At 59.2% G+C, this 22,838-nt stretch carries 19 protein-coding genes; 14 read left to right on the top strand and 5 right to left on the bottom strand.

Going from position 1 to position 22,838, the window contains the following annotated elements:
• Positions 1-145 precede the first annotated feature (145 nt).
• Positions 146-532, bottom strand: coding sequence for a ribosome silencing factor (gene rsfS / locus ASU33_RS18705; RefSeq protein WP_059072328.1), 387 nt, complete (start codon positions 530-532; stop codon positions 146-148).
• A 42-nt stretch (positions 533-574) separates the two neighbouring features.
• On the opposite strand from rsfS, the gene ASU33_RS18700 reads away from it, so the two are divergent.
• From ASU33_RS18700 to rlmB, 5 genes are all read left to right on the top strand, one after another.
• Positions 575-1,360: a biotin--[acetyl-CoA-carboxylase] ligase gene (locus ASU33_RS18700; protein WP_059072327.1), complete on the top strand. Its 786-nt coding sequence runs from the start codon at positions 575-577 to the stop codon at positions 1,358-1,360.
• 169 nt (positions 1,361-1,529) lie between these two features.
• Positions 1,530-1,919: a T9SS type A sorting domain-containing protein gene (locus tag ASU33_RS18695; protein WP_059072326.1), complete on the top strand. Its 390-nt coding sequence runs from the start codon at positions 1,530-1,532 to the stop codon at positions 1,917-1,919.
• 114 nt (positions 1,920-2,033) lie between these two features.
• Complete coding sequence (locus ASU33_RS18690; RefSeq protein ID WP_286130659.1) at positions 2,034-5,060, top strand: glycosyltransferase family 117 protein; 3,027 nt, start codon at positions 2,034-2,036, stop codon at positions 5,058-5,060.
• A gap of 118 nt (positions 5,061-5,178) precedes the next feature.
• Positions 5,179-6,402 carry a GWxTD domain-containing protein gene (locus tag ASU33_RS18685; RefSeq protein ID WP_059072324.1) on the top strand — a complete coding sequence of 408 codons (1,224 nt, stop codon included), beginning with the start codon at positions 5,179-5,181 and terminating at the stop codon, positions 6,400-6,402.
• The gene (gene rlmB / locus ASU33_RS18680; RefSeq protein WP_059072323.1) at positions 6,399-7,208 is read left to right on the top strand and encodes a 23S rRNA (guanosine(2251)-2'-O)-methyltransferase RlmB; all 810 of its coding nucleotides are present in this window, start codon (positions 6,399-6,401) and stop codon (positions 7,206-7,208) included. Before ASU33_RS18685 ends, rlmB begins: the two co-directional genes overlap by 4 nt.
• 74 nt (positions 7,209-7,282) lie before the next feature.
• Here rlmB and ASU33_RS18675 read toward each other — a convergent pair whose 3' ends face one another.
• Both ASU33_RS18675 and ASU33_RS18670 read right to left on the bottom strand, forming a co-directional pair.
• Complete coding sequence (locus ASU33_RS18675; RefSeq protein WP_059072322.1) at positions 7,283-8,374, bottom strand: mannose-1-phosphate guanylyltransferase; 1,092 nt, start codon at positions 8,372-8,374, stop codon at positions 7,283-7,285.
• An 89-nt stretch (positions 8,375-8,463) separates the two neighbouring features.
• Positions 8,464-9,444 (bottom strand): KpsF/GutQ family sugar-phosphate isomerase, encoded by a 981-nt coding sequence (locus ASU33_RS18670; RefSeq protein ID WP_059072321.1) that lies wholly within the window; start codon positions 9,442-9,444, stop codon positions 8,464-8,466.
• 80 nt (positions 9,445-9,524) lie between these two features.
• Between ASU33_RS18670 and recQ the strand changes: the two genes are divergently transcribed.
• Both recQ and ASU33_RS18660 read left to right on the top strand, forming a co-directional pair.
• Positions 9,525-11,756, top strand: a complete 2,232-nt coding sequence (recQ, locus tag ASU33_RS18665; RefSeq protein WP_078063245.1) for a DNA helicase RecQ — start codon at positions 9,525-9,527, stop codon at positions 11,754-11,756.
• A 108-nt stretch (positions 11,757-11,864) separates the two neighbouring features.
• The gene (locus ASU33_RS18660) at positions 11,865-12,401 is read left to right on the top strand and encodes a dihydrofolate reductase family protein (RefSeq protein ID WP_059072320.1); all 537 of its coding nucleotides are present in this window, start codon (positions 11,865-11,867) and stop codon (positions 12,399-12,401) included.
• 58 nt (positions 12,402-12,459) lie between these two features.
• On the opposite strand, the gene ASU33_RS18655 is transcribed toward ASU33_RS18660, so the two are convergent.
• Positions 12,460-12,876 (bottom strand): BrxA/BrxB family bacilliredoxin, encoded by a 417-nt coding sequence (locus ASU33_RS18655; protein ID WP_059072319.1) that lies wholly within the window; start codon positions 12,874-12,876, stop codon positions 12,460-12,462.
• Positions 12,877-13,035: 159 nt separating this feature from the next.
• On the opposite strand from ASU33_RS18655, the gene ASU33_RS18650 reads away from it, so the two are divergent.
• The 3 genes from ASU33_RS18650 to ASU33_RS18640 all read left to right on the top strand — a co-directional run bounded on the left by ASU33_RS18650 (position 13,036) and on the right by ASU33_RS18640 (position 16,556).
• Entirely contained in the window at positions 13,036-13,338 is a 303-nt protein-coding gene (locus ASU33_RS18650; protein ID WP_059072318.1) for a hypothetical protein, read from the top strand.
• A 74-nt stretch (positions 13,339-13,412) separates the two neighbouring features.
• Complete coding sequence (locus ASU33_RS18645; RefSeq protein WP_059072317.1) at positions 13,413-14,468, top strand: tetratricopeptide repeat protein; 1,056 nt, start codon at positions 13,413-13,415, stop codon at positions 14,466-14,468.
• A gap of 24 nt (positions 14,469-14,492) precedes the next feature.
• Positions 14,493-16,556, top strand: coding sequence for an OmpA family protein (locus ASU33_RS18640; RefSeq protein ID WP_059072316.1), 2,064 nt, complete (start codon positions 14,493-14,495; stop codon positions 16,554-16,556).
• Between the two features lie 74 nt (positions 16,557-16,630).
• On the opposite strand, the gene ASU33_RS18635 is transcribed toward ASU33_RS18640, so the two are convergent.
• Complete coding sequence (locus tag ASU33_RS18635) at positions 16,631-19,105, bottom strand: T9SS type A sorting domain-containing protein (RefSeq protein ID WP_078063244.1); 2,475 nt, start codon at positions 19,103-19,105, stop codon at positions 16,631-16,633.
• 270 nt (positions 19,106-19,375) lie between these two features.
• On the opposite strand from ASU33_RS18635, the gene ASU33_RS18630 reads away from it, so the two are divergent.
• The 4 genes from ASU33_RS18630 to ASU33_RS18615 all read left to right on the top strand — a co-directional run bounded on the left by ASU33_RS18630 (position 19,376) and on the right by ASU33_RS18615 (position 22,755).
• Entirely contained in the window at positions 19,376-20,029 is a 654-nt protein-coding gene (locus ASU33_RS18630) for a LutC/YkgG family protein (RefSeq protein ID WP_059072314.1), read from the top strand.
• Positions 20,010-20,795 (top strand): UDP-2,3-diacylglucosamine diphosphatase, encoded by a 786-nt coding sequence (locus ASU33_RS18625; protein ID WP_059072313.1) that lies wholly within the window; start codon positions 20,010-20,012, stop codon positions 20,793-20,795. The genes ASU33_RS18630 and ASU33_RS18625 overlap by 20 nt, the downstream gene beginning before the upstream one ends.
• Positions 20,758-21,684, top strand: coding sequence for a hypothetical protein (locus ASU33_RS18620; protein ID WP_059072312.1), 927 nt, complete (start codon positions 20,758-20,760; stop codon positions 21,682-21,684). The genes ASU33_RS18625 and ASU33_RS18620 overlap by 38 nt, the downstream gene beginning before the upstream one ends.
• 102 nt (positions 21,685-21,786) lie before the next feature.
• Entirely contained in the window at positions 21,787-22,755 is a 969-nt protein-coding gene (locus ASU33_RS18615) for a ComEA family DNA-binding protein (protein ID WP_160328240.1), read from the top strand.
• Positions 22,756-22,838: the final 83 nt, after the last annotated feature.

The following is a 22,838-nucleotide window of genomic DNA, read 5'->3' as shown; positions in this document are numbered from 1 at the left end:
GCACAGTAGGAAGAACACCCCGCAAGCGCGGTTTGTTCGGGCCGGCTGCAGTATACTACGGCTAGCCTGGAACAGCAGACGCGGCACCACCGGATTTACTTTACCTAGGGGCAAGAAAAAGCCGGCAGTGTTGCACCAGGGCCGCTTACTTAACGGCGGTTTCTTCCTCGATGTACGAGATTTCGGCGTCGCCCCACAGCTCCTCGAGCGCGTAGAACGAACGACGGTCGCGCAGGAACACGTGCACTACCACGTCAACGTAGTCGAGCAGTACCCACTCACGGTTTTGGCGGCCCTCGCTCTGCCACGGGTTCTGGCCCGTGGTTTTCTCTACTTCTTCTTCAACCGAGCGGGCAATGGCATCGAGCTGGGTATCGGAAGTGGCCGAGCAGATGACGAAGTAATCGGCAACAGCGTTTTTGAGATTTTTAAGATTAAGCACAACGATGTCGGACGCCTTTTTGTCCTGCATGCCGCGTACGATAATGTCTGCCAAGTTGTCCGAATCCTGCCGAACCGGGGTAATTTTCATGTGAGAGAAGTAGGTTTGTCAACACAAAGTAGGAAAAATCAGGTGGAGCAAATCAGCCCTCAAACCCTGTTCACGGGCCAACAAGTAATATGGTTGCCCGAATGCGGCTCCACAAACACCGAAGCACGCGAATTGCTAGGCCAAAACCGCGCCACCGAAGGCTGCACCGTCATAACTGACCGCCAAACAGCCGGCCGCGGACAGCGTGGCAACCAGTGGGAGGCCAAACCGGGCGAAAACCTGACGCTTTCGGTGATATGGCGGCCTACGTTTTTGCCCGCCACGGCGCAGTTCCAGCTGAACCTTGCCGTAGCCCTAGGCGTGCACGATTGGGCCACTGGCCTGCTCGGCCCCGACCCTGCCCTGCGGCTAAAATGGCCAAACGATTTGTTTTACCAAGATCAGAAGCTAGGCGGCATCCTGATCGAGAACACACTTAGCGGCTCACAAATTCAATTTAGTATAGTCGGAATCGGATTGAACATTAACCAGACCGATTTCGGCGTGCCTACCGCCACTTCGCTGGGTTTGCTCACGGGCCGCGCCTACACCCTAGCTCCTTTGGCCACGCGCCTGCTCGAGCACCTAGAGCGCCGCTACCTGCAACTGCGCGCCGGCCACCACCAGTTACGCACCGACTACCTAGGCGTGCTCTACCGCCACGACGGCGATTGGTACCCGTTTGAGGCAGCTGGCCAACCGTTGCAAGGCCGCATTGCCGACGTAAACGAAGCCGGACAGTTAGTTTTGGAGTTGGCAAGCGGCAAAACCCAGCAGTTCGGTCTGCAAGAAATAAAGCACGTACTGCCAAACTCGGTTAAACTTTAGCCCCGCTTGCCTGTCTGAGATTATAGCAATGCACCTAGGCCCGGATTCGCGGCACGGAGCTTGCCATAATGAAATAGACCGGTTGAGCTGAGCAACCTTGCATGGCTACTAACCGTCTATATTTCAAACCATTGCTGACTCGTTCAGCAAACCTACATTTGCAGCTTCGATGAAAATATTTACATACATTTTGGTATTCACCACGCTGCTGCTGACGCAGTTAGCCGCGACGGCCACGCACCTGCGCGTTGGCGCTCGGCACCGTGCTCAGGGCCCGCAGGAACCTACCGTAACCACTGCGCCCCTCACGGTGTATCCCAATCCCGTGCGTGGTGGCCAAGCCACGGTAGCGTTCAACGACACCAAGCCGGGCAAAGCCTACCGCCTACGCATCAGCAACATCATCGGCCGCGAAGTGCGCAATGTGTCGCTTCGGCCCGAAACGGCTGTGCAAGGCCAGATTATCGACCTATCGGCGCTGCCGGGCGGCATTTACTTCTGCTCGCTGCTGATGGATGAGCAAGTAGTGGCCACCAAGCGCCTGACCTTGCAGAATTAACTGCCTGCCACATACAAGCTCCATTACGAGCCGCCGTTCTTAATTACTAAGAACGGCGGCTTTTTTTGCGCCTAGGTGTGGCTGAACCTGGGCACCTAAGCACGTGCCGCATTTATGCCTACTTTTGACCTTCCTGAACAACCCTTTATGCAGCGTTACTCGCGTTTGAATAACCTGGTGGGCTGGCTGGTTTTTGCCATTGCCACCGTTACCTATCTGCTCACGCTCGAGCCCACGGCTAGTTTCTGGGACTGCGGCGAGTTTATTGCCTGCTCCTACAAGCTGCTCGTGCCGCACCCGCCCGGAGCACCTACCTTCCTACTATTAGGGCGCTTGTTCTCGCTTCTGTCGTTCGGCGACGTTACCAAAGTAGCCGTGCTGGTAAATGCCCTGTCGGCACTTAGTTCGTCGTTCACGGTGCTGTTCCTGTTCTGGAGCATTACCATGCTGGCCAAAAAGCTGGTAATGCACCGACCCGGAATGCACGACGACCGCACGCTGGAGCCCACCTCTGGGCAAACGCTGCTGATTCTGGGCAGCGGCGTAGTAGGTGCGCTGGCCCTTACCTTCTCCGATTCGTTCTGGTTCAACGCCGTCGAGGCCGAGGTATACGCCATGTCGTCGTTGTGCACGGCGGTGGTTGTGTGGCTGATGCTGAAGTGGGAAAACCGCGCCGACGAAGCCGACTCCGACAAGTGGCTGATTCTGATTGCCTACGTAATGGGCCTCAGCATTGGCGTGCACTTGCTCAACCTGCTGGCTATTCCGGCCCTAGGTCTGATTTACTACTTCCGCCGTACAGCCCAGCCTAACTGGGTAGGTAGCGTAATTACCTTGGTTATCAGCAGCATTATTGTGGGGCTGATTCTGGTGGGCATCATTCCCGGTCTGCCTTCCATTGCCGGCAGCATCGAGGTGTTCTTCGTCAACTCGATTGGCCTGCCCTTTAATTCGGGCGTAATCTTCTTCCTGGTTCTGTTTATCGGCCTGCTGTGGTTTGGCTTTCGCTACTCCTTCCGGAGTGGCAACCGTTTGCTCAACACGGCCCTGCTCAGCTTGGTGTTTATCCTGATCGGTTACACCTCGTACCTGATCATCCCCATCCGCTCGTCCTTCCTGCCCACCATCAACGAGAACACGCCCAACGACGTGCTTTCGTTTGTGAGCTACCTGAAGCGCGAGCAGTACGGCGACCGTCCGTTGCTGTACGGCCCGCAGTTCAGCGCCCAGCCCATCGACCAGAAAGAGGGTGCCCCGCGTTATGTGCGCCAAGGCGATAAGTACGTGATTGCCGAACACCGCCTGGAAACCATCTACGACGACGCCGACAAGATGCTGCTGCCTCGTCTGTACTCGCCCGACCCCGGCCACATTCAGCAGTACCAGAAGTGGGTTGATGTGCAGCCCGAAGCCAAGCCCACCATGGGCCAGAACCTTGGCTTCCTGTTCCGCTACCAGATGGGCCACATGTACTGGCGCTATTTCATGTGGAACTTCGTAGGCCGCGATTCCGACGTGCAGCAAGCCGGCGTGATGTGGCCTACCGAGGCTGGCAAAAGCGGCTTGCCCGAGCGCATTGCTGACAGCAAAGCCCGCAACAACTTCTTTGCTATTCCGCTCCTCCTAGGTGTACTGGGCTTGTTCTTCCATGTACGCCGCGACGGCCGCAATGCCTTGGTGGTGGGGCTGCTATTTTTGTTCACAGGCCTGGCCATTGTGGTGTACCTCAACCAGCCGCCCATCGAACCGCGCGAGCGTGACTACACCTTTACGGGTGCCACCTACGCCTTCGCCATCTGGATTGGCTTGGGTGTGTTGGGTCTTGCTGACCTTTTGCGCGCCGTACTGAAAGCCGATAGCCTGCGCGGCGGTGTAGCCGTAGCCCTAGGCTTGCTGGCCCCCGTGCTGATGGTAACCCAAGGCTGGGACGACCACGACCGCTCCGACCGTTACAACTCTGTCGATTCGGCCAAAAACCTGCTGAACTCGCTGCAGCCGAATGCCATCCTGTTCACCAACGGCGACAACGACACCTTCCCGCTATGGTATGCCCAGGAGGTGGAAGGCGTGCGTACCGACGTGCGCGTGGCCGTGCTCAGCTACCTAAACACCGACTGGTACATCGATCAGATGAAGCGCCGCAGCTACAAATCGCAGCCGCTGCCCATCTCGATGGAAAATGCCACGTACCGCCAGGGCACCAACGATTACCTGCCGTTCGTGGAAAATCCCTCGGTGGCCTCGGTGAACCTCACGGAGTTTATGCAGCTCGTGAAGCAGAATTCGCCGCTGCTGCAGGTGCAAACCCAGAGTGGCCGTCCGCTACTGTCGTTCCCCACGCGCAAGTTCTACCTGCCCGTCGATACCACGGCCGTTGAAAAGCTGGGTATTATCCCGGCCGAGCGCCGCGGCCAATTGGTGTCGCGCATGGAGTGGGATATGGGCCGGGGTGCCATCGAGAAGAAGAACCTAGTGATTCTGGACATGCTGGCCACCAATAACTGGCAGCGCCCGATCTACTTCTCTTCCACCGTGAACTCGCAGGACTTCATGAGCCTGCAGCCGTACTTCCAGCTGGAGGGCCTGGCCTACCGTGTGCTGCCGCTGAAGGACCCAAACTACGATCCGCGTGGCATCGACGAGGGGTATGTGGTGAAGGATCAGATGTACGACATTCTGATGAAGCGTTTCGCGTACCGCAACCTCGACCGCGCCGACATCTTCTACGACGAGAACAACCTGCGCTTCCCGGCCAACTATCGCGACAAGTTCTACCGCCTGGCGCAGAGCTACGTAGATGCCGGCAATTTGCCCAAGGCCAAGGAAGTAATGGATTACTGCTTCAAGGTGATGCCCGATAAGAGCATCCCGTACGACTACTACGTGCCGCAGTTTGTGGTGCCGCTGGTGAAAGTAGGCGAAACGCAGCGCGCCAACGAAATCATGGATATCATGACAAACCGCGCGCAACAGAGCTTGGCCTACTACAGCACCTCGCCCGAAGCCAGCCTGTTCGACGTGGAAATGCAGTTGAGCCTGCTCACTCTGCAGAGCGTGTACCGCGCCGCCGAGCAAATCGGCGACCGTACGCGTGCCACTCGCGCCCTGCAGCTGCTGCAGCAGTACTACCCACAGGGCTAACTTAAGCCTTGGCCCTAGGTACCACGCGGCCCCGCTATCCAGCGGGGCCGCGTTGCTTTTGTGCATTTGCCCCAACCTATTTGCAGCAATTCGTCGGGTTTGCGTTAATTACTGTACCATGCGTGTGCTACTCGTTTTGCTTCAGCTGCTTGTAAGCGCCGCCGTAGTGGGGCAACGGCTGCCTGTGCCCAATCGCCTGAACTTGGCAGGGCTCTACCAAACGCAGCAACTCGCCCTGGCCGAAGCCCGGCGCGAGGGTGACAGTTTGCGCTTGTATGTACGGTTCCCAAGCTCGGGCGGGCTGCACCTCCCTAGGCAGCCGCTGCGCATAGTGGTTTGGGCTACTTACGATGCTCGTCAGCCCTTGTGGCAGGATACCGTACGCCAAACCACACCGCAACAACGCGACCCAGAGCAGCCTGTATGGCTCGACTTCTGCGTACCGGCGGCCGCGCTGCAATCGGCCAAATTACTGGCGGTGTGGCCTAGCAACACCATGCCCGATAATCCCGGATCGGCGGCCTGGCTTGCGCTTACTCCGGAAGTGCTGAACCGGCCTTTTGTGCTAACCGACTCCAGCAACCAGCCGTTGCTACGCCGTTACTTGCTGGCCGACGAGGTAGTGCAAATTGACTGTTACGGGCCCGACCGACCTGCCACCCTCCGCCGCTACCCCGACGACTTCGCCCCGGCCTTGCCGCCTCACACCAACCCGACCATTCAGGGGCCTAGCAGCCGTACCCTATCGGCTCAGGCGGTAACCGAGTTGCGTGCTGGCCAGTGGCTGCGTGTTACCGAGCCCGGGCTCTATACCCTGCAGGTGGCCGATGCCCCGCCGATGGGTTTATTGGTACAGTCATCTACTTTTCCCGAAGTTCGGACGGCTACGGAGCTGATTGAGCCGCTACGCTACCTCAGCACCTCCGCTGAGCGCGAACGACTGTTGCGGGCCGAGTCGCCGAAGCGAGCCGTCGATCAGTTTTGGCTGCGCGCCGCTGCCGACCAGCAGCCAGTAGCACGGCAGCTAATTCGCACCTTTTACGGGCGGGTAGCCAACGCCAACCGCCTGTTTTCGGCCCACAAGCCCGGCTGGATGACCGACCGCGGCTTGCTGTACCTAGTACTTGGCCCGCCCGAACGCGTATTGCGTACCAGCACCGAGGAACGCTGGGAGTACAACGACCCCGTGCAGGGTGGCCCGTACGTGTTCCGCCCCAAACCCAGTACCTTTGCACCTGAATACTACGAATTGGTGCGCCGGCCCGAGTACGAATGGCTCTGGTTTCGTGCCGTGGAGCAATGGAGAAAAGGTTTGACCGTCCCGCAGGGGGCCGCCCGATGAACGAAGGCCGCCCCTCTTATAAACAATACCCACCCCGCCAGCAGTCGGCCGAGCGCTCGGCCGATATGATTTTTGGCCTGCGCCCCATTCTGGAGGCGTTGCACGCGGGCAAAACCTTCGAGAAGATTTTCCTGCTGAAGGGCCAGAAGCACAGCTTGGTTGCGGAAATAAGCGAAATGGCCCGCGCCGCCGATACCCCGGTTTCGCTGGTGCCCATCGAGAAGCTTAACGCCCTCACCCGCAAAAACCACCAGGGCGCGGTGGCCTTCCTGTCGCCCATCGACTACGCCCCGCTCGATAACTTGCTGGCCGGCTTGTACGAACAGGGCAAGAACCCGCTGGTACTCGTGCTCGACCGCATTACCGACGTGCGCAACTTTGGCGCCATTGCCCGCTCGGCCGAGTGCTTGGGCGTTGATGCCATTGTGGTACCTAGCCGTGGTGCCGCTCAGCTCAACGGCGACGCGCTGAAAACCTCGGCCGGTGCCCTTACGCGCGTGCCGGTAAGCCGCGAGCCTAACCTGCACTCCACCATCCGCCGCCTCAAAGACTCGGGCCTGCAGGTAGTTGCCTGTACTGAAAAAGGCAACGAAAGCCTCGAGAAAGCCGCCATCGACATGACCGGCCCGCTGCTGGTGGTAATGGGCAGCGAGGAAGACGGCATCAGCCCCGACCTGCTCGAACTGGCCGACGCCCGCCTCCGCATCCCGATGATCGGCCAGATCGGTTCGCTGAACGTATCAGTGGCCAGCGGCATTTTGCTATACGAAGTACTGCGCCAGCGCCTGGTTACGCCTCAGCAGTAAACCACAGCTACGCAAACAAAGAAGCCGGGCTCTACTGAGCCCGGCTTCTTTGTTTGCGTAGCTGTCGACAAGAGTTAGTTGTACCCTTGTCCTTTCTTGCTTTTCACGTCGGCCACAAAGTCCTTCACGCGTTGTTCTTCGGTGCGCTTGCAAATGAGCAGCACATTGTCGTACTCGGCCACGATGTAGCCCTCGAGGCCTTGCACTACTACCAAGCGCTCGGAAGGTGTTTTGATTACGCATTCGCGCGTGTCGTAGAGCAGGGCGTCGCCGTCAACCACGTTGCCGTCGGCGTCGTGGTGGCCCATGCGGTGCAGCGAGTCCCAGGTCCCTAGGTCGCTCCAGCCAAAATCGGCGGGCAGCACGTACACGTTGTCGGCCTTTTCCATCACCCCGTAATCGATGCTGATGTTGCGGCAGCGCGAATAAGCTTGCTGGATGAAACCCCTCTCGGCTGGGGTACCTAGGAGCATGCGGCCCTCGTCGAATACCTCGGCAATGTCGGAGAGGTAGTGGTGGAAAGCCCGGAGAATGGAATCGGCACGCCAGATAAACAAGCCCGAATTCCACAGGAAGTCCCCGCTTTCCACAAACATGCGGGCCAGTTCGGAGTTGGGCTTCTCGGTAAAGGTTTTCACCTTCTTCAGGCCGCCATCGAGCTGCTGGGCTTCGTCGTGAAACTGGATGTAGCCGTAGCCTGTGTCGGGCCGTGAGGGCTGGATACCTAGGGTAATAAGTACATCCTGCGTGCGGGCGGCATCAATAGCCATGCGAATCACGGCCCGGAACTCGTCCTCTTTCTGTACGGCGTGGTCGGCGGGCGTTACCACAATCACCCCTTGCGGGTCGCGCTGCGCTATGCGGTAGCTGGCGTAAGCAATGCAAGGCGCCGTGTTGCGGCCGATGGGCTCGGCCAGTATCTGGTCGGGCGTAATTTCGGGCAGGTGTTGCTGCACCAGGTCCACGTAGTCGCGGTTGGTAACCACGTACACGTTTTCGGGCGGGCAAATACCCTGAAATCTATCAACCGTAATGCGCAGCATCGACTTACCGACGCCGAGCACATCGTGAAATTGCTTGGGGTGGTGAGTACGGCTAAACGGCCAGAAGCGGCTGCCAATGCCGCCAGCCATAACCACTAAGTAAGGAGCACCGGGAGAAGCCATTGTGCGGTTTGGTTGGGAAGAGAGAAGAAAAACCGTGCGGCACCTAAGCGCCTAATATCCGATTTTTCTTCAGCCGAAAAACTACTGGGCTATACCAGCCCTTCTCGCAGCAAATCGTGCAGGTGGATAAAGCCTTGGAACTGCCCCGATTCGGTTACCACAAGTTGCGTGATGTTGCGAGCCTGCATGCGGGCCAAAGCCTCGGCTGCAAACTCCTCGATGTCGATGGTAACGGGGTTGGGGGTCATGATGGAACGGGCCTGCACCTCACCTAGGCGCTCGGGCTCAAAGTTGGTGAGCATACGGCGCAAATCGCCGTCGGTGATGATGCCTTGCAGGAAGCCGGCGGCGTCTAGTACGGCCGTTGCGCCCAAACGTTTGCCCGAAATCTCGAGAATTATTTCGCGCAAGCCGGCGTTATCCAGTACCTGCGGAGCTTGGTTCTGCCGGCTAACATCTCCCACCTTGAGGTACAGCTTTTTACCTAGGGTACCGCCGGGGTGCAAGTGGGCAAAATCGCGTGAGGTAAATCCTCGCGATTCCAACAAGGCCACGGCCAGCGCATCGCCTAGGGCTAAGGCAGCGGTGGTGCTGGTGGTGGGCGCCAGGTTGTGGGGGCAGGCTTCGCGCTCTACCGGGGCGTGCAAGATAAAATCGGCTTGCTTGGCCAGGTACGACTCGCGGTTGCTCACCAAAGCGGCCATGGGCACTTGCTTGCGGCGCAGCAGCGGCACTAGCACTTTTATCTCGGGGGTATCGCCCGATTTGCTGATGCAGATGACAAAGTCGTCGGCCTGAATCATGCCTAGGTCGCCGTGAATGGCATCGGCGGCGTGCATGAACAAGGCAGGCGTGCCGGTGGAGTTGAAGGTAGCCACCATCTTCCCGGCAATGTGGGCGCTTTTGCCAATGCCGGTTACTACTACCCTACCGCGTAGCCCGAGAATAGTAGTAACACATTCTTGGAAATCTCCGGTTTGGCTAATAGCCTCGGCTACACCCCGAATGGCCTCTGCTTCTTGCAGAAGCACATTTTTTCCTATGGTATTGACGTCAGTCAACGGTTTCAATCTAAATTTGTCTAGATTGAGCAGTAAAGCCCGAACGTAGTTTTCGCCCGGTTTACCCCTTTGCTCAGCGAGGAAGAACGATGTCAGAAGCAGCAAACACAGCAGAACTTACGGCTCCCGTTAAAAAGGCTGCCAAGCCCCTAGGGGCTGATTTGAAGGCCAAGTTAAAGGAAGTTTTTGGCTACGGTCAGTTCCGAGGTACGCAGGAAGCCATCATCCAAAACGTCATCGAAGGCCATAATACCTTCGTGATAATGCCCACGGGCGCGGGTAAGTCGCTGTGCTACCAACTGCCAGCTTTGGTGTTGCCGGGTACGGCCATCGTTATTTCGCCGCTTATCGCCCTGATGAAAAACCAGGTCGACCAGCTCAATGCTTTCGGGGTGAATGCGCAGGTGATGAACTCGACGCTCACCAAAACCGAAGCCAACAAGGTGAAGCGCGACGTAATTAACGGCGACGTGAAGTTACTGTACGTAGCGCCCGAGTCGCTGACCAAGGACGAAACGCTCGACTTCCTGCAAAAGGCAACCATCTCGTTTGTAGCCATCGATGAAGCCCACTGTATTTCGGAGTGGGGCCACGATTTCCGGCCGGAATACCGCCGCATCCGGGGCATCATCGACAACATTGGGGTGGATGTGCCGATCATTGCCCTCACGGCAACGGCCACGCCCAAGGTGCAGCTCGATATCCAGAAGAACCTGCAGATGGACGACGCTTCGGTGTTTAAGTCGTCGTTCAACCGCACCAACTTATACTACGAGGTTCGGCCGAAGCACCAGACCAAGAAGGCGCTGATTCAGTTTGTGAAGCAGCAGAAAGGCCAGGCTGGTATTGTGTACTGCCTGAGCCGCAAAAAGGTAGAAGAAATTGCCGAGCTGCTGCGCGTAAACGACGTGCGCGCCCTGCCTTACCACGCGGGCCTCGACCCACAGACGCGCATGCACAACCAGGATGCGTTCCTGAACGAAGAGTGCGACGTGATTGTGGCCACCATTGCCTTCGGTATGGGCATCGACAAGCCCGATGTGCGCTTCGTGATTCACTACGACACGCCGAAGAGCATTGAAGGCTACTACCAGGAAACCGGCCGCGCCGGCCGCGACGGCCTCGATGGCCACTGCTTGATGTTCTACAGCTACGACGATATCGTGAAGCTGGAGAAATTCAACAAGGACAAGCCCGTAACTGAGCGCGACAACTCCAAGCTGCTGCTGCAGGAAATGGCCAACTACGCCGATTCGGCCGTATGCCGCCGCAAGCAGCTGCTGCACTACTTCGGCGAGGTGTACGAGAAGGATTGCGGTTTCTGCGACAACTGCAAGCACCCACGCGAGAAGTTCGAAGCCAAGCACTACGTGCAGCTAGCCTTGCAGGCCGTGCAGCAAACCGAGGAGCGCTTTGGCATCGAACACCTGACTACGGTGCTCACGGGCATGAAAAACCCGCACGTGGAAAGCTACGGCCACGACCGCCTGCCCGTGTATGGAAAAGGCGCCGAGCACGACATGCCCTTCTGGCACTCGGTTATCCGCCAGTGCATGATTGCCAGCTTCCTGGAGAAGGACATCGAGAACTTTGGCGTGGTAAAAATGGCCGAGAAAGGCGAAGCCTTTTTGCTAGAGCCGTACTCGATCAAGTTCTCGAAGGACCACGACTACGAGAAAGAAGTGCAGCAGGAAGAGCAAAAGGAAGAAGTGCAGCAATCGGCTGGCCACGACGCCGCGCTCTTCGACATGCTGAAGGCCCTGCGCAAGAAGCTGGCTGCCCAAAAAGGATTGCCGCCCTACGTGCTGTTCCAGGATCCTTCGCTGAAGGAAATGGCCACCACCTTCCCGGTGAAGATGGAAGACCTGGCGCACGTTTCGGGCGTAGGCCAAGGCAAAGCGCAGAAGTTTGGCGCGCCGTTCTTGGAGCTGATCAAAAAGTACGTAGAGGAAAACGACATTGTAACGGCTGCCGATGTGGTAGTAAAATCGGCCGTTAACAAGTCGAAGATCAAAATCTACATCATTCAGCAGATCGATAAGAAGATGGACCTGGAAGAAATTGCTTCCGCCAAGGGCATCGACATGCGGGAACTGATGGAGGAGATTGAGCACATCTGCTACTCGGGCACCAAGCTCAACTTGAACTACTACATCGACTCGGTGCTCGACCAAGACCGCCAGGACGAAATTTACGATTACTTTATGAGCGCCACCACCGACAACATTGCAGTGGCGCTGAAGGAACTGGGCACCGACGACTACACCGAGGAAGACCTGCGCCTGATGCGCATCAAGTTCCTGAGCGAAGTGGCTAACTAAATCCACCTTCTTAGTTCAGGCCAATCAGCTAATCTGAACCCAAACGCCCGCAGCTCTGGTTGCGGGCGTTTTGTTTTTGCACCTAGGGCGCGGTTGCTATATTCAGCTATGCCTGAAGTTGTACTGTACATCGCCGCCAGTCTCGACGGCTACATCGCCGCCGAAGACGGCAACGTGGATTTCCTCAAGCCCTACGAAAACTCGGGGCAGGATTACGGCTACGCCGAATTTGTGAAAGGCCTGAAAGCGGTAGTGATGGGCTCGCGCACTTACGAGCAGGTGCTGGGCTTCAACCTTCCCGAGTGGCCCTACAAAAACCTCGATACCTATGTGTGCTCCAAACGCACGCTGCCCACCTCCGCCGATCCGCGCATCTGGCTGTGGCCCGATTCGGTGGAGCAGTTGGCGCAGCAATTACCCGAAGGCCGCACGTGGCTGGTAGGCGGCGGCGCGCTGATCGATTCCTTCAACGCCGCCGGGCTGATCGACCGCCTGATGTTGGCCGTGATACCCGTTTTCCTGGGCAAAGGCATCAAGCTGCTGAACCAACCACCGCCCCAAAACCTGCTGCTGGAAAACGTAACGCGCTACGACGACGGCGTGCTGATGCTCGATTACCGCTTGCAGGCCCACCCGCCTAGGTAAGCAAAAAGCCCCGCGGCAGGTGCAGCGGGGCTTTTTTGATGCATGAAAACTTTTACTACTAGCAGTATTCGGCGAAAGCGCCCTGGAGGTTGTCCACAATGCGCATTAGGTCGTTGCCTTCGATGTGGTAACGCTCGATCATGTGTACCAGCTCACCGTCTTTGAACAGGGCAATGCTGGGGCTGCTGGGCGGGTACGGCAGCATGTGCTCGCGCACTTTGGCTACGGCTTCGGTTTCCATGCCGGCAAATACCGTTACCAGCTTTGCGGGTTTTTTATCGGAGCTCGAAAGCGCCATTTTGAGGGCGGGGCGAGCCTTGGCAGCCGCACAGCCGCACACCGAGTTTACGGCCACCAGTACGGTGCCGGTTTGGGTGCTGAGGGCTGAGTCTACTTCTTCGGGCGTCATGAGTTGCTCAAAACCGGCCTCTACGAGGTCTTGGCGGATAGGAGCCACCATGTATTCGGGGTACATTGCCATGATTGACAAGGGCTTGGGGGTACGAAAAGAATATGCGCCGGCCACTTAGCCGCTGCACCGCGCAAAACTACGCAAACTGCAGCTGGCAAGGCCGCGTGTATAACCAATACTACCTACCCAGAAGTTTTCACGAGTCGCCAACTTCGTGCTCTTATGACTTTTCAGGAGTTTGAAGCCACCCTAGGTGCCAAGCAGCCGCCCGCTACCCTACCCCTGTTGCTGCGCGCTTTGTGGCTGGAACGCAACGGCCAATGGAGCGGCGCCCACGACATTGCCCAGCGCGACGAGGCCGACCCGCTATTCTGTTGGCTGCATGCTTATTTACACCGCCGCGAAGGCGACCTAGGCAACGCTGGACACTGGTACCGGAGGGCCGGCAGAACTGGTTTTGCAGGCACCGAAGCCGAAGAATGGCAGGCGCTGGCCCAAGCAGCCTTGGGTAAAGAAATAGTCTGATTCTGCGGCTGCTACGGGAAAATGCAATAACTTTCGACGAGCCATAGCCCATTCACTAAGGAGCTTCCTCGCCGATGAAACAATTTTTATTCTTAATTGGAGGGCTTGCAGCTGGGTTTACAGCCCAAGCTCAAACCGATACCGTACGGGCCTCTACGCTACCGCCTGCTCAGCTCGCCGAGAAATATTACAATAGCGGCGTCGCGAAATTCAATAACAAGAGTTACCAGGCCGCTCTGCAGGACTTCGACAAAGCCCTGTCGGTGAAGAAGGACTTTACACCGGCCTACTACAACCGTGCGGCTACCCGCTACGAGCTGAAGCAGTATGCGCCGGCCGTGCAGGATTACAACGAAGCCATTCGCCTCGACCCGAACAGCTTTACGGCGTGGTACGGCCGCGCCCAAGCCGAGCAGGCACAAGGCCAAGCTGCCGAAGCGGAGAAAGACTACGGCAAGGTAACCGAGCTGAAACCCGATTACGCCGTAGCCTGGTACGACCGCGGCGCCCTGCGCTTCGAAAAAGGCGACTACCAAGCGGCCCTAGGTGACTTCACCCAGGCTATCAAGGTCGACTCTAAGTACGCCTACGCTTGGCACGACCGGGCCAGCACCCAGCGCCAGTTGGGCAACATGGCCGCGGCCATTAACGATTACACCGAGGCCCTGCGCCACAACCCCGATTTGCACGTGGCGCTGCTGAACCGAGCGGCCGCCAAACGCCGCAATAAGGACCTGCAAGGTGCCCTGGCCGACTACAACGACTACCTGCGCCGCCGCTCCGACGACCCCGTGGGCTACCTAGGCCGCGGCACCGCCCGCTACGAAGCCAAGGATTACAAAGGCGCCATCGAGGATCTTTCGCACGCCCTCAAACTGAAGCCCGATTACGCTCTGGCGCTAAACAACCGCGCGGCCGCTTACCTGAAGCAGGAGAACTACAAAGCCGCTGCCGACGATGCTTCGGCGGCCCTGAAAATTAACCCGCAGTACGCCGAGGCCTACCTGAACCGCGGCCACGCGCGCGAAATGCTGCGCGATGCGGGCGGTGCCTGCCAGGATTGGCGCCGTGCGGCCGAGCTTGGGCTTGAATCCGGAACCAGCTACGCAGCTGCCTCGGGCTGCGAATAACGAGGCCCTCTACCCTACCTAGCAATGCATAAGCTTCGTTATACCCTAGGCCTGACGGCCGGCCTGATGCTGGCGTTTTCGGCATCGGCACAAAGCGTAGAGTTTACCAAGGATCAGTTTTCGGACAACAAAGACGGCCTGAAAACCGCCCTGAAAGATCTGAAGCAAGGCGATGAGTGGTACCAGTCGGATCCACCGCGCTTCGAGCAGGCCCTGCCGCACTACTTGGCTGCCCAAGAGCTCAACCCCAACAACGCCCTGCTCAATTTCAAGATCGGGCACTGCTACCTCAACTCGCCGTACAAATCAAAAGCGCTGCCCTACCTGCAAAAAGCCTACAAGCTCGATGCGGTAGTGGATGCTCGCATTCGGTACATGATTGGCCGCGGCCTGCACCTGAATGCCCGTTGGCAGGAAGCCATTGCCGAGTACAAGGCGGCTATGCCGGCGCCTGGCACCAAGAACAGCACGGCCCTGCAGAACGACATTCAGAAGAAGATCCGGGAATGCGAATCGGGCTTGGTGCTGCAGAAAAATGCCACCCGGGCATTTATCGATAACGTAGGCGCTACCGTAAACTCGCCGTTTGCCGATTACGGCCCGGTAATCACGGCCGACGAATCGGTGCTGCTGTTTACCTCGCGGCGCGAAGGCGGCGTGGGCGACGACAAAGACCCCGACTCGGGCGGCTACTTCGAAGACATTTGGCAGTCGGTGAAAGGCGCTGATGGCAAGTGGCAGCCAGCCCGCAACCTAGGCGAAACGGTAAACACCAAAGGGCACGATGCCGTGGTGGCCCTGGCGCCTGATGGCCAACGTCTCATTACCTACGTTGAGGATAGCGGCGGCGACATTCACCAGGCAGAGTTGCAGGGTACTACGTGGCGCAAGCCGCAAACCCTAGGTCGGCGCGTAAATGGTGGTCAGTCGCACGAGCCCTCAGCGGCCTACGCTCCTAACGGCCGCATGCTGTACTTCGTGAGCAACGGCGGTGGCGAGGGCAACCGGGGCGGCCACGACATCTGGCGCATCGACATCGAGGGCAAAGGCAAGGCCGAGAACCTAGGGTCGGTTATCAACACGCCCTACGACGAGGACGGCATCTTCGTGCACCCCGACGGCAAAACGATTTACTTCTCGTCGCAGGGCCACAACTCCATGGGCGGCTTCGACACTTTCAAGTCGGTGTGGCAGAACGGGCAGTGGAGCAAGCCCGAGAACCTAGGCTGGCCCATCAACACCCCCGACGACGACGTGTTCTTCGTGTTGTCGGCCTCGGGCCGCCACGGCTACTACGCCTCCTCGCGCGACGACTCGCAAGGCTCGCGCGATATTTACATGATTACCTTCCTAGGTCCCGAAAAGCCCCCGGTGCTATCGGCCGAAGAACCGCTGCTGGCCTCGCGCGCAGCGCCCGTGCGCCAAACGCTGCTAGCCCCGGCCGTGCCCATTGCTACGGCGCAGGTTACCATCCTAAAAGGTACCGTAACCGATGCCGACACAAAGAAGCCAATTGATGCTACCATCGAGCTGGTTGATAATACGCTGAACCAGAACATTGCCACCTTCGGCTCCAATGCCAGCACAGGCCGCTACCTGGTGTCGCTGCCGTCGGGCGTGAACTACGGCATTGTGGTGCGGAAGGAAGGTTACCTGTTCCACTCCGAAAACTTTGACCTGCCCGCGGGTGCGGCCTTCTCGGAAGTAGTAAAGGACATTCCGCTGAAGAAGCTAGATGTGGGTGCCAAAGTGGTGCTCAACAACATCTTCTTCGACTTCGACAAAGCTACCCTCCGCAAGGAAAGCACCGCCGAACTAGAGCGCATTGTGCAGCTGATGACCACCGAATACCCTTCGCTGCGCATCGAAATTTCAGGCCACACCGACAACGTGGGCAAAGCGGTTTACAATCAGGATTTGTCGCAGCGCCGCGCCAAAGCCGTGGTTGATTACCTCACCGGCAAAGGTGTACCGGCTTCGCGCCTTACCTCGGCCGGCTACGGCGATACGCAGCCCGTGGCGCCCAATACCACTAAGCAAGGCCAGGCGCTCAACCGCCGCACCGAGTTTAAGGTATTGGGTAAGTAAGCCCACTATTTTAAAGAGCAATAAAAAGCCCCGCCACAGCAATGGCGGGGCTTTTTGCTTATGTCAATCTTAAGTTACTCAACCAGCAGCTGACCAGCAACGTCGCCGCAGCGCACTTGGTAGAGGCCGGCGGGTAAACCGTGCAAATCGAGCGGTAACTCGGTGGAGCGGGCTGGCAACGTAAACCGCCGCACTTCGCGGCCCAGCGCATCAGTTAGCAGCACTTGGCGGCTGGCAGCGGTCGGCGCTACCGATAGCGTAGCCGAGGTTTTGGCCGGATTGGGGTACAACCCCATATTGGTGGCCACTTTGCGGGTGCTGGTAATAACGGCAGCATCGGCAGCGTACACGGCCATGTGCGCCGACAGCTTGCTACCATCGCCAAGCTCGGTAAAGTCGCCGCCGGCTACCAACTGGTTGGCGGGGCGAACGGCTAGAGCCCGCACAATGCCGTTGAGGCCGGTGCCCAGGCTGCTCCAGGCGGTACCGTTCCAACGGGCAATGCGGGAGGCTGTGGCGCCACCCGCTTGCGCAAAGCCACCAGCAGCGTATACATCGGAGCCATTGGTGGCAATAGCCGTTACAGTGCCGCTCACGCCGCTACCTAGGGCGGACCAGATAGTGCCATCCCAGCGGGCGATATTGCTGGCGGCGGTTGTGCCTGCCGTGCCGAAGAAGCCGCCAACGTAGAGCGTGTTGCCGGCAAATGCCAAGGCATTAACGTTGCCATCGAAGCCGGTACCTAGGGCGCTCCAAGTGCTACCGTTCCACCGCGCTACGCGGTTGGCGGACGTGGTACCGGCTTGCGTGAAGGAGCCCGCCGCGTACACATCGCCGCGGTTGAGGGCCAGGGCGCGCACGGTGTTATTTAGGCCACCGCCTACACCAGCCCAAGCGCTGCCGCTCCACTTGGCCAAGTTAGGCGCAGCAATACCACCAGCTTGTGCGAAGCTGCCGCCCACGTATAAATCGGAGCCGTTGGCGAGCAGTGCGTACACAGTGCCGCTTACGCCGCTACCTAGAGCGCTCCAGGCGGTGCCATCCCACCGGGCTATGTTTTCTGCTGCTACGGAGCCCGCTTGTGTGAAGCTACCAGCTACGTACACATCGGTACCGATAACCGCAATGGCCTGCACGTCGCCGTTGAGGCCGTTGCCAAGTGCGCTCCAGCCCGTGCCGTTCCAGCGCGCAATGCGGTTGGCTGCTACGCCTCCGGCCGCGTTGAAGGCGCCGCCTACGTACACATCGGTCCCGCTTACCACCACGGCGTTGATGCTGCCGTTCAGGCCTGAGCCTAGGCGGCTCCATTTGCCACCGCTGTACTTGGCTACGCTGTTGGCCATCGGGAATTGCCCGGCCGCGTACACGTCGGTGCCTACCAGCGCCAAGGCGCGCAACTCCCCGGCCTCTAAGCCGGTGCCTACAGTGCTCCAGGCGTTGTTGCTCCACTTAGCCAAGCCAGGCGCAGCAGCCCCGCCGGCTTGCGTAAACATACCGGCCACGTATACCTCGGCGCCGCTTACCACCAGGGCATAGGCGTTTTGGTTGAGGCCCGTACCTAGGGCGCTCCAAGCAGTACCATCCCACTTAGCTACTCGGTTGGCAGCGCTTCCGCTGGCCTGCGTGAAAGCACCTGCCACGTACACCTCGGAGCCGGACATACCTAGGGCATAGGCTGTATTGTTCAGGCCAGTGCCCAAGCTGCTCCAGGCGGAGCCGTTCCAGCGAGCTACGTAGTTAGCCGACGCTCCCCCAGCTTGGGTAAAGCGGCCAGCTACGTACACATCGGTGCCGCTGATGACCAGCGCGTTCACATCGGCGTTGAGGCCGGTGCCCAGGCTGCTCCAGGCGGTGCCGTTCCAACGGGCTACGTAGCTGGCCGAGTTGCCGCCAGCCTCGCTGAACTGCCCGCCGGCATACACATCCGAGCCAGTTACCACCAAGGCATTCACCGGGTTGTTTACCCCGCTACCTAGGGCGGCCCAGGCCGTGCCATTCCAGCGGGCAACGCGGTTGGCGGGCGTGCCGCCGGCCTGCGTAAAGGCGCCGCCTACGTATAGAGTATTGCCGCTTAGTACCAGCGCGTTTACTGCGCCGTTAAGACCCTGCCCCACTGGGCTCCAGGCCTTGCCATCCCAGCGGGCTAGGTTGTTGGCATCGATGCCGCCGATGTTGGTGAATTGACCGCCCACATACACATCGGTGCCACTTACAGCAACCGCGTGAATGCTGCCGCTGGCATTGGGTCGGCTGAAGCCATCGGCCCACCGTTCGTCGCCGGCACCGGTTACGTCAAGCAGCTTAAATACGGGGCGGCCATCCGAAGCTAATTGTAAGCCGTAGCCTGTAGGGTTGAAAGCACCTGAGGCGCCCACCCGTAGCGAGCCATCGGGGTTTAGCACTTGCCCCAGCGAGGTAGTGTTGCTTGTTGCCTGGGCGCCAGGCATACCGCCAGCGCTTGCGTTAGCAATGTGCCCCATCAACAGCGCAAGCGTGCTGAAGAGTAATAGCTGGTTGAACCAATAAAAAAATCGAGTAGAAACGTGCATGCGGTAAGGGTTGAGAGAAAATGAAATGCGAACAATAAATATGCTCAGCTGTCGAGCTTGTTCAAAAATCCAGAAAGCATATTTTTAATATTTCCGTTCCGATAGGATTTCTCCGCGCTGCGCTCCGTGCAGCGGCTAGCTGCTCGGCATTCCGGTGGGGCATAATTACCCTTGAAGCAATTCTCAGCTTAAAGCCCAGGAAATGCTGCTTACCGCTAGCGATGCTAGTTCCTAAAGTGATTCGCGAGCGGTAATCCTTAGCTTTGTGGCATGCCCGAATCCTCCCGCGACATCATTCTGCGGCGGGTGCGCGAAGCCTTGCAGCAGCCCAGCCCGCACCAGCCCACCGCGCCCGATTTCTCGGCCCGGCTGTTTGCCGCCCCGCCCGACGATTTGGTGGTGGCGTTTGCCGAAAGCTTTGTGCGCGTGGGCGGCACGTTTTACTACTGCGCCACCGAAGACCACTTCTTCGATCTGCTCTACGCCCACAAAAAGGAGCGCAACATCGAGCATTTGTTTGTGTGGGAGCCCGAGCTGAAAAAGCTGCTGCACGCCGCTGGCATTGTACACACCGCCGACGAGACGGAGTTTCTGGCCCACGCCGATGCGGGCCTTACCTCCTGCGAGGCCTTGGTGGCCCGCACTGGCTCGGTGGTGCTGGGCTCCGCCACGGCTAGTGGCCGGCGCCTGAGCATTTACCCCGATCAGCAATTGGTGTTTGCCCGCGCATCGCAGGTAGTGGCCGATATTGGCGATGCCCTGCAGTTGCTGCAAACCAAATACGGCGCCGACAAGCTGCCTTCCATGATTTCGCTTGCTACGGGCCCGAGCCGCACCGCCGACATCGAAAAGACGTTGGTACTGGGTGCGCACGGCCCGCGCAGTATCACCTTGTTTTTGCTGGATGACCTCGCCTCTGCCTGAGTTGCCCCCCGTGTTGTTGGAACCGGGCCGCCGGGTATACTTCGCTTCCGATTTTCACCTAGGTGCCCCCAGCCGCCAAAGCTCGCAGGAGCGGGAGCGGCGCATTGTGCGCTGGCTCGATTGGGCCGCGCAGGATGCCGCGGCTATTTACCTCGTCGGCGACATTTTCGATTTCTGGTTTGAGTACCGCCACGCCATTCCGCGCGGCTTTATCCGGCTGCAGGGCAAGCTCGCCGAACTTGTTGATTCCGGTATTCCGGTGACCTTCTTCACCGGCAACCACGACATGTGGATGTTTGGCTACTTCACGCAAGAGCTGGGCATTCCGGTGTTGCGCCACCCGGTTAGCCTCGACATCGGGCAGCACCGCTTTCACATGGGCCACGGCGACGGGCTCGGGCCGAAAGACTACACCTACAAGGTACTGAAGTGCATCTTCGCCTCGCCGGTAGCGCAGTGGTTGTTTGCGCGCATTCACCCCAACGTGGGCATCGGCATTGCCAACGCCTGGAGCCAGCGCAGCCGCATCAGCAACTCGGCCAAAGACGATATTTACCTCGGCGACGACGAGTGGTTGCTGGTGTACTGCCGCGAGCTGGAGCAACGCTTCCACCACGATTTTTACGTGTTTGGGCACCGCCACCTGCCGCTCGATGTACCCGTAGGCCCCAACAGCCGCTACGTGAACCTAGGCGAATGGGTCAATTATTGCACGTACGGCGTTTACGATGGCAACAACCTCTCGCTGGAGCACTTTAAAGGCTGATGCCGGCCGCTGCGCCCTAGGTGCGCTGCTGCTCCTGAGCTACGGCAGCCACGCCCAAACGGCCACCACGCCGCCCTCGGCGCCGGCAGCCGTGCGCCCGGCCGCTCAACCATCTGCTAGCCAGCCCGCAGCCACGGCCGCGGCGCCTGCACTGGTACGCTCCATCACCTTGCCCAAGCCCGGACCGGCTTCGCTCGACCGCCGCGGCAACCTGTACGTTACCGACGCGCAAAACAACCTGCGCCAGTTTGCGGCCGATGGACAGCCGCTGGCTGTGTACTCGCCGCCGCTGCCGGGCCACACGGCTTCCGTAGAAGCCTGGAACACCACTAAAATTTTGGTGTTCTACGACGACCGGCAGGAGTTGCAGTTGCTCGATCGGTTTATGGCGCCCATTGGCTCCACGCGCCTCAGCGAACTTACCGAGGGCGGCATGGTGCGCACCGTTACCCTCGCGCCCGACGACAACATTTGGCTGCTGAACGAGAGCAACCTTACGCTCAATCAGCTGGGCCGCGGGCAACAGCAGCGCTTCACCATCAGCACGCCGCTCGATTTGCTGCTGGGTCGTACCAAGCCCGATTTTCGCTTTCTGCGCGAATACCAGAACAACCTGTACCTCGTCGACCGCACCTCGGGCATTTGGGTATTCGACAACCTAGGCAACTACCGCAAGCGGCTGCCCTACCCCGGCCTTAGCTGGGTGGGTTTCCGCGGCAACGAGTTGTACTACGTGCAAGCCGGCCAAGTGCATTTCGTGGATGTGTACACCGCCAAAGAGCGCCTGCTGTCCATACCAACCGCCGATGTTACGCAGGTACTTGTGGGCGAGCAATTCCTCTACACGCTTACGCCGGCCGGTGTGAGCGTGTACCGGCTGCCGCAGTAGCCCTAGGTGCGCTAAGCACTTTTTCGGCCCGACAGCCAAACACTTGCTTGGCGGTTCTGCGTATTGCTGCTGAGTTAGGGTTTGTATTAGCTGCTGATGCCTGTGCCCGATTCGCTCCGCCGATTTGTACGCCGCCACTTTGGGTTTTCGCGGGCCGAAACCAACGGCTTTGCGTTGTTGCTCCTGCTGATGCTGGGGCTGCTCGCCGCTCCGGTACTGCTCCGCCCGGCCCTCCCCTACTACGACCCCGCAGCCGACCGCCAACAGCTCGAGCAACTAGCTGCCGAGCTGGCCGCCGCTCGCCCCGCCAATGCACCTAGGCACAACTACCCCGCACGGCCGGGCTATGCACGGGTGCCGCGCATCGCGCTTTCGCCTTTCAACCCCAACACCGTTGACGAAACCGGCTGGCAAGCCCGCGGGCTGCCGCGCTTTTTGGCCGAGCGCCTCGTAAAGTACCGCAACGCCATCGGTGGCTTTAAGGCCAAGGAGCAGATTCGCCGTGCTTACGGCCTGCACGACACCACTTACCAGCGCTTGGCGCCTTATCTGCTCTTGCCCGAGCAACTGCCGCCGCGCGAACAGCAGGCTTTTGCCAGCCGATACCCCGAGCGCACGTTTGCCAACTCCGAAGCGCCTAGGTTTCCGCGCAAGCCGCGCAACCTGCAGCCCTTCGACCTCAACTCGGCCGACACCACGCAACTGATGCAAATTCGTGGCATCGGGCGCAAGCTCTCGGCGCGGGTGGTGGAGTACCGCGAGCGGCTGGGTGGCTTCATCAGCCCTGGTCAGGCAGCTGAAATTTACAGCCTGCGCGATGCGCCCGACCTCGTAGACAGCCTGCGCAAGTATACCTACGTGGCACCCAGCTACCAGCCCGCGGCCATTGACGTGAACAGCGGCTCGTTCGAGGAAATCAGCCAACACCCCTACCTAGGCAAGCGGCTGGCGCGCGTGATTGTGGCCTACCGCAACCAGCATGGCCCCTTCCGCACGCCCGACGACCTGCGCAAAATCCGCATCATCGACGAGACCACGTACCAGAAGCTGCTGCCCTACCTTCGTCTATAGTTTTCGCCTAGCCCTGAAGGCAGAATTTGGCCGTTTGCGGGTGCTTTTCGTAAGGCTGCGAGTAGCGGCAGGTTATTACTGGC

The organism is Solirubrum puertoriconensis, assembly GCF_001483135.1.
In the GTDB taxonomy this organism is placed as follows: domain Bacteria; phylum Bacteroidota; class Bacteroidia; order Cytophagales; family Hymenobacteraceae; genus Solirubrum; species Solirubrum puertoriconensis.
The sequence above is the reverse complement of the archived record's forward strand: the minus strand, read 5'-3'. Positions and strand labels throughout refer to the sequence as shown.

Bases quoted from the DNA above. Each gene is read 5' to 3' on its own strand.
- rsfS (WP_059072328.1), bottom strand. From the start codon at position 532: ATGAAAATTACCCCGGTTCGGCAGGATTCGGACAACTTGGCAGACATT.
- ASU33_RS18695 (WP_059072326.1), top strand. From the start codon at position 1,530: ATGAAAATATTTACATACATTTTGGTATTCACCACGCTGCTGCTGACG.
- ASU33_RS18690 (WP_286130659.1), top strand. From the start codon at position 2,034: ATGCCTACTTTTGACCTTCCTGAACAACCCTTTATGCAGCGTTACTCG.
- ASU33_RS18685 (WP_059072324.1), top strand. From the start codon at position 5,179: ATGCGTGTGCTACTCGTTTTGCTTCAGCTGCTTGTAAGCGCCGCCGTA.
- rlmB (WP_059072323.1), top strand. From the start codon at position 6,399: ATGAACGAAGGCCGCCCCTCTTATAAACAATACCCACCCCGCCAGCAG.
- ASU33_RS18675 (WP_059072322.1), bottom strand. From the start codon at position 8,374: ATGGCTTCTCCCGGTGCTCCTTACTTAGTGGTTATGGCTGGCGGCATT.
- recQ (WP_078063245.1), top strand. From the start codon at position 9,525: ATGTCAGAAGCAGCAAACACAGCAGAACTTACGGCTCCCGTTAAAAAG.
- ASU33_RS18660 (WP_059072320.1), top strand. From the start codon at position 11,865: ATGCCTGAAGTTGTACTGTACATCGCCGCCAGTCTCGACGGCTACATC.
- ASU33_RS18655 (WP_059072319.1), bottom strand. From the start codon at position 12,876: ATGTACCCCGAATACATGGTGGCTCCTATCCGCCAAGACCTCGTAGAG.
- ASU33_RS18650 (WP_059072318.1), top strand. From the start codon at position 13,036: ATGACTTTTCAGGAGTTTGAAGCCACCCTAGGTGCCAAGCAGCCGCCC.
- ASU33_RS18645 (WP_059072317.1), top strand. From the start codon at position 13,413: ATGAAACAATTTTTATTCTTAATTGGAGGGCTTGCAGCTGGGTTTACA.
- ASU33_RS18640 (WP_059072316.1), top strand. From the start codon at position 14,493: ATGCATAAGCTTCGTTATACCCTAGGCCTGACGGCCGGCCTGATGCTG.
- ASU33_RS18635 (WP_078063244.1), bottom strand. From the start codon at position 19,105: ATGCACGTTTCTACTCGATTTTTTTATTGGTTCAACCAGCTATTACTC.
- ASU33_RS18630 (WP_059072314.1), top strand. From the start codon at position 19,376: ATGCCCGAATCCTCCCGCGACATCATTCTGCGGCGGGTGCGCGAAGCC.
- ASU33_RS18625 (WP_059072313.1), top strand. From the start codon at position 20,010: ATGACCTCGCCTCTGCCTGAGTTGCCCCCCGTGTTGTTGGAACCGGGC.
- ASU33_RS18620 (WP_059072312.1), top strand. From the start codon at position 20,758: ATGGCAACAACCTCTCGCTGGAGCACTTTAAAGGCTGATGCCGGCCGC.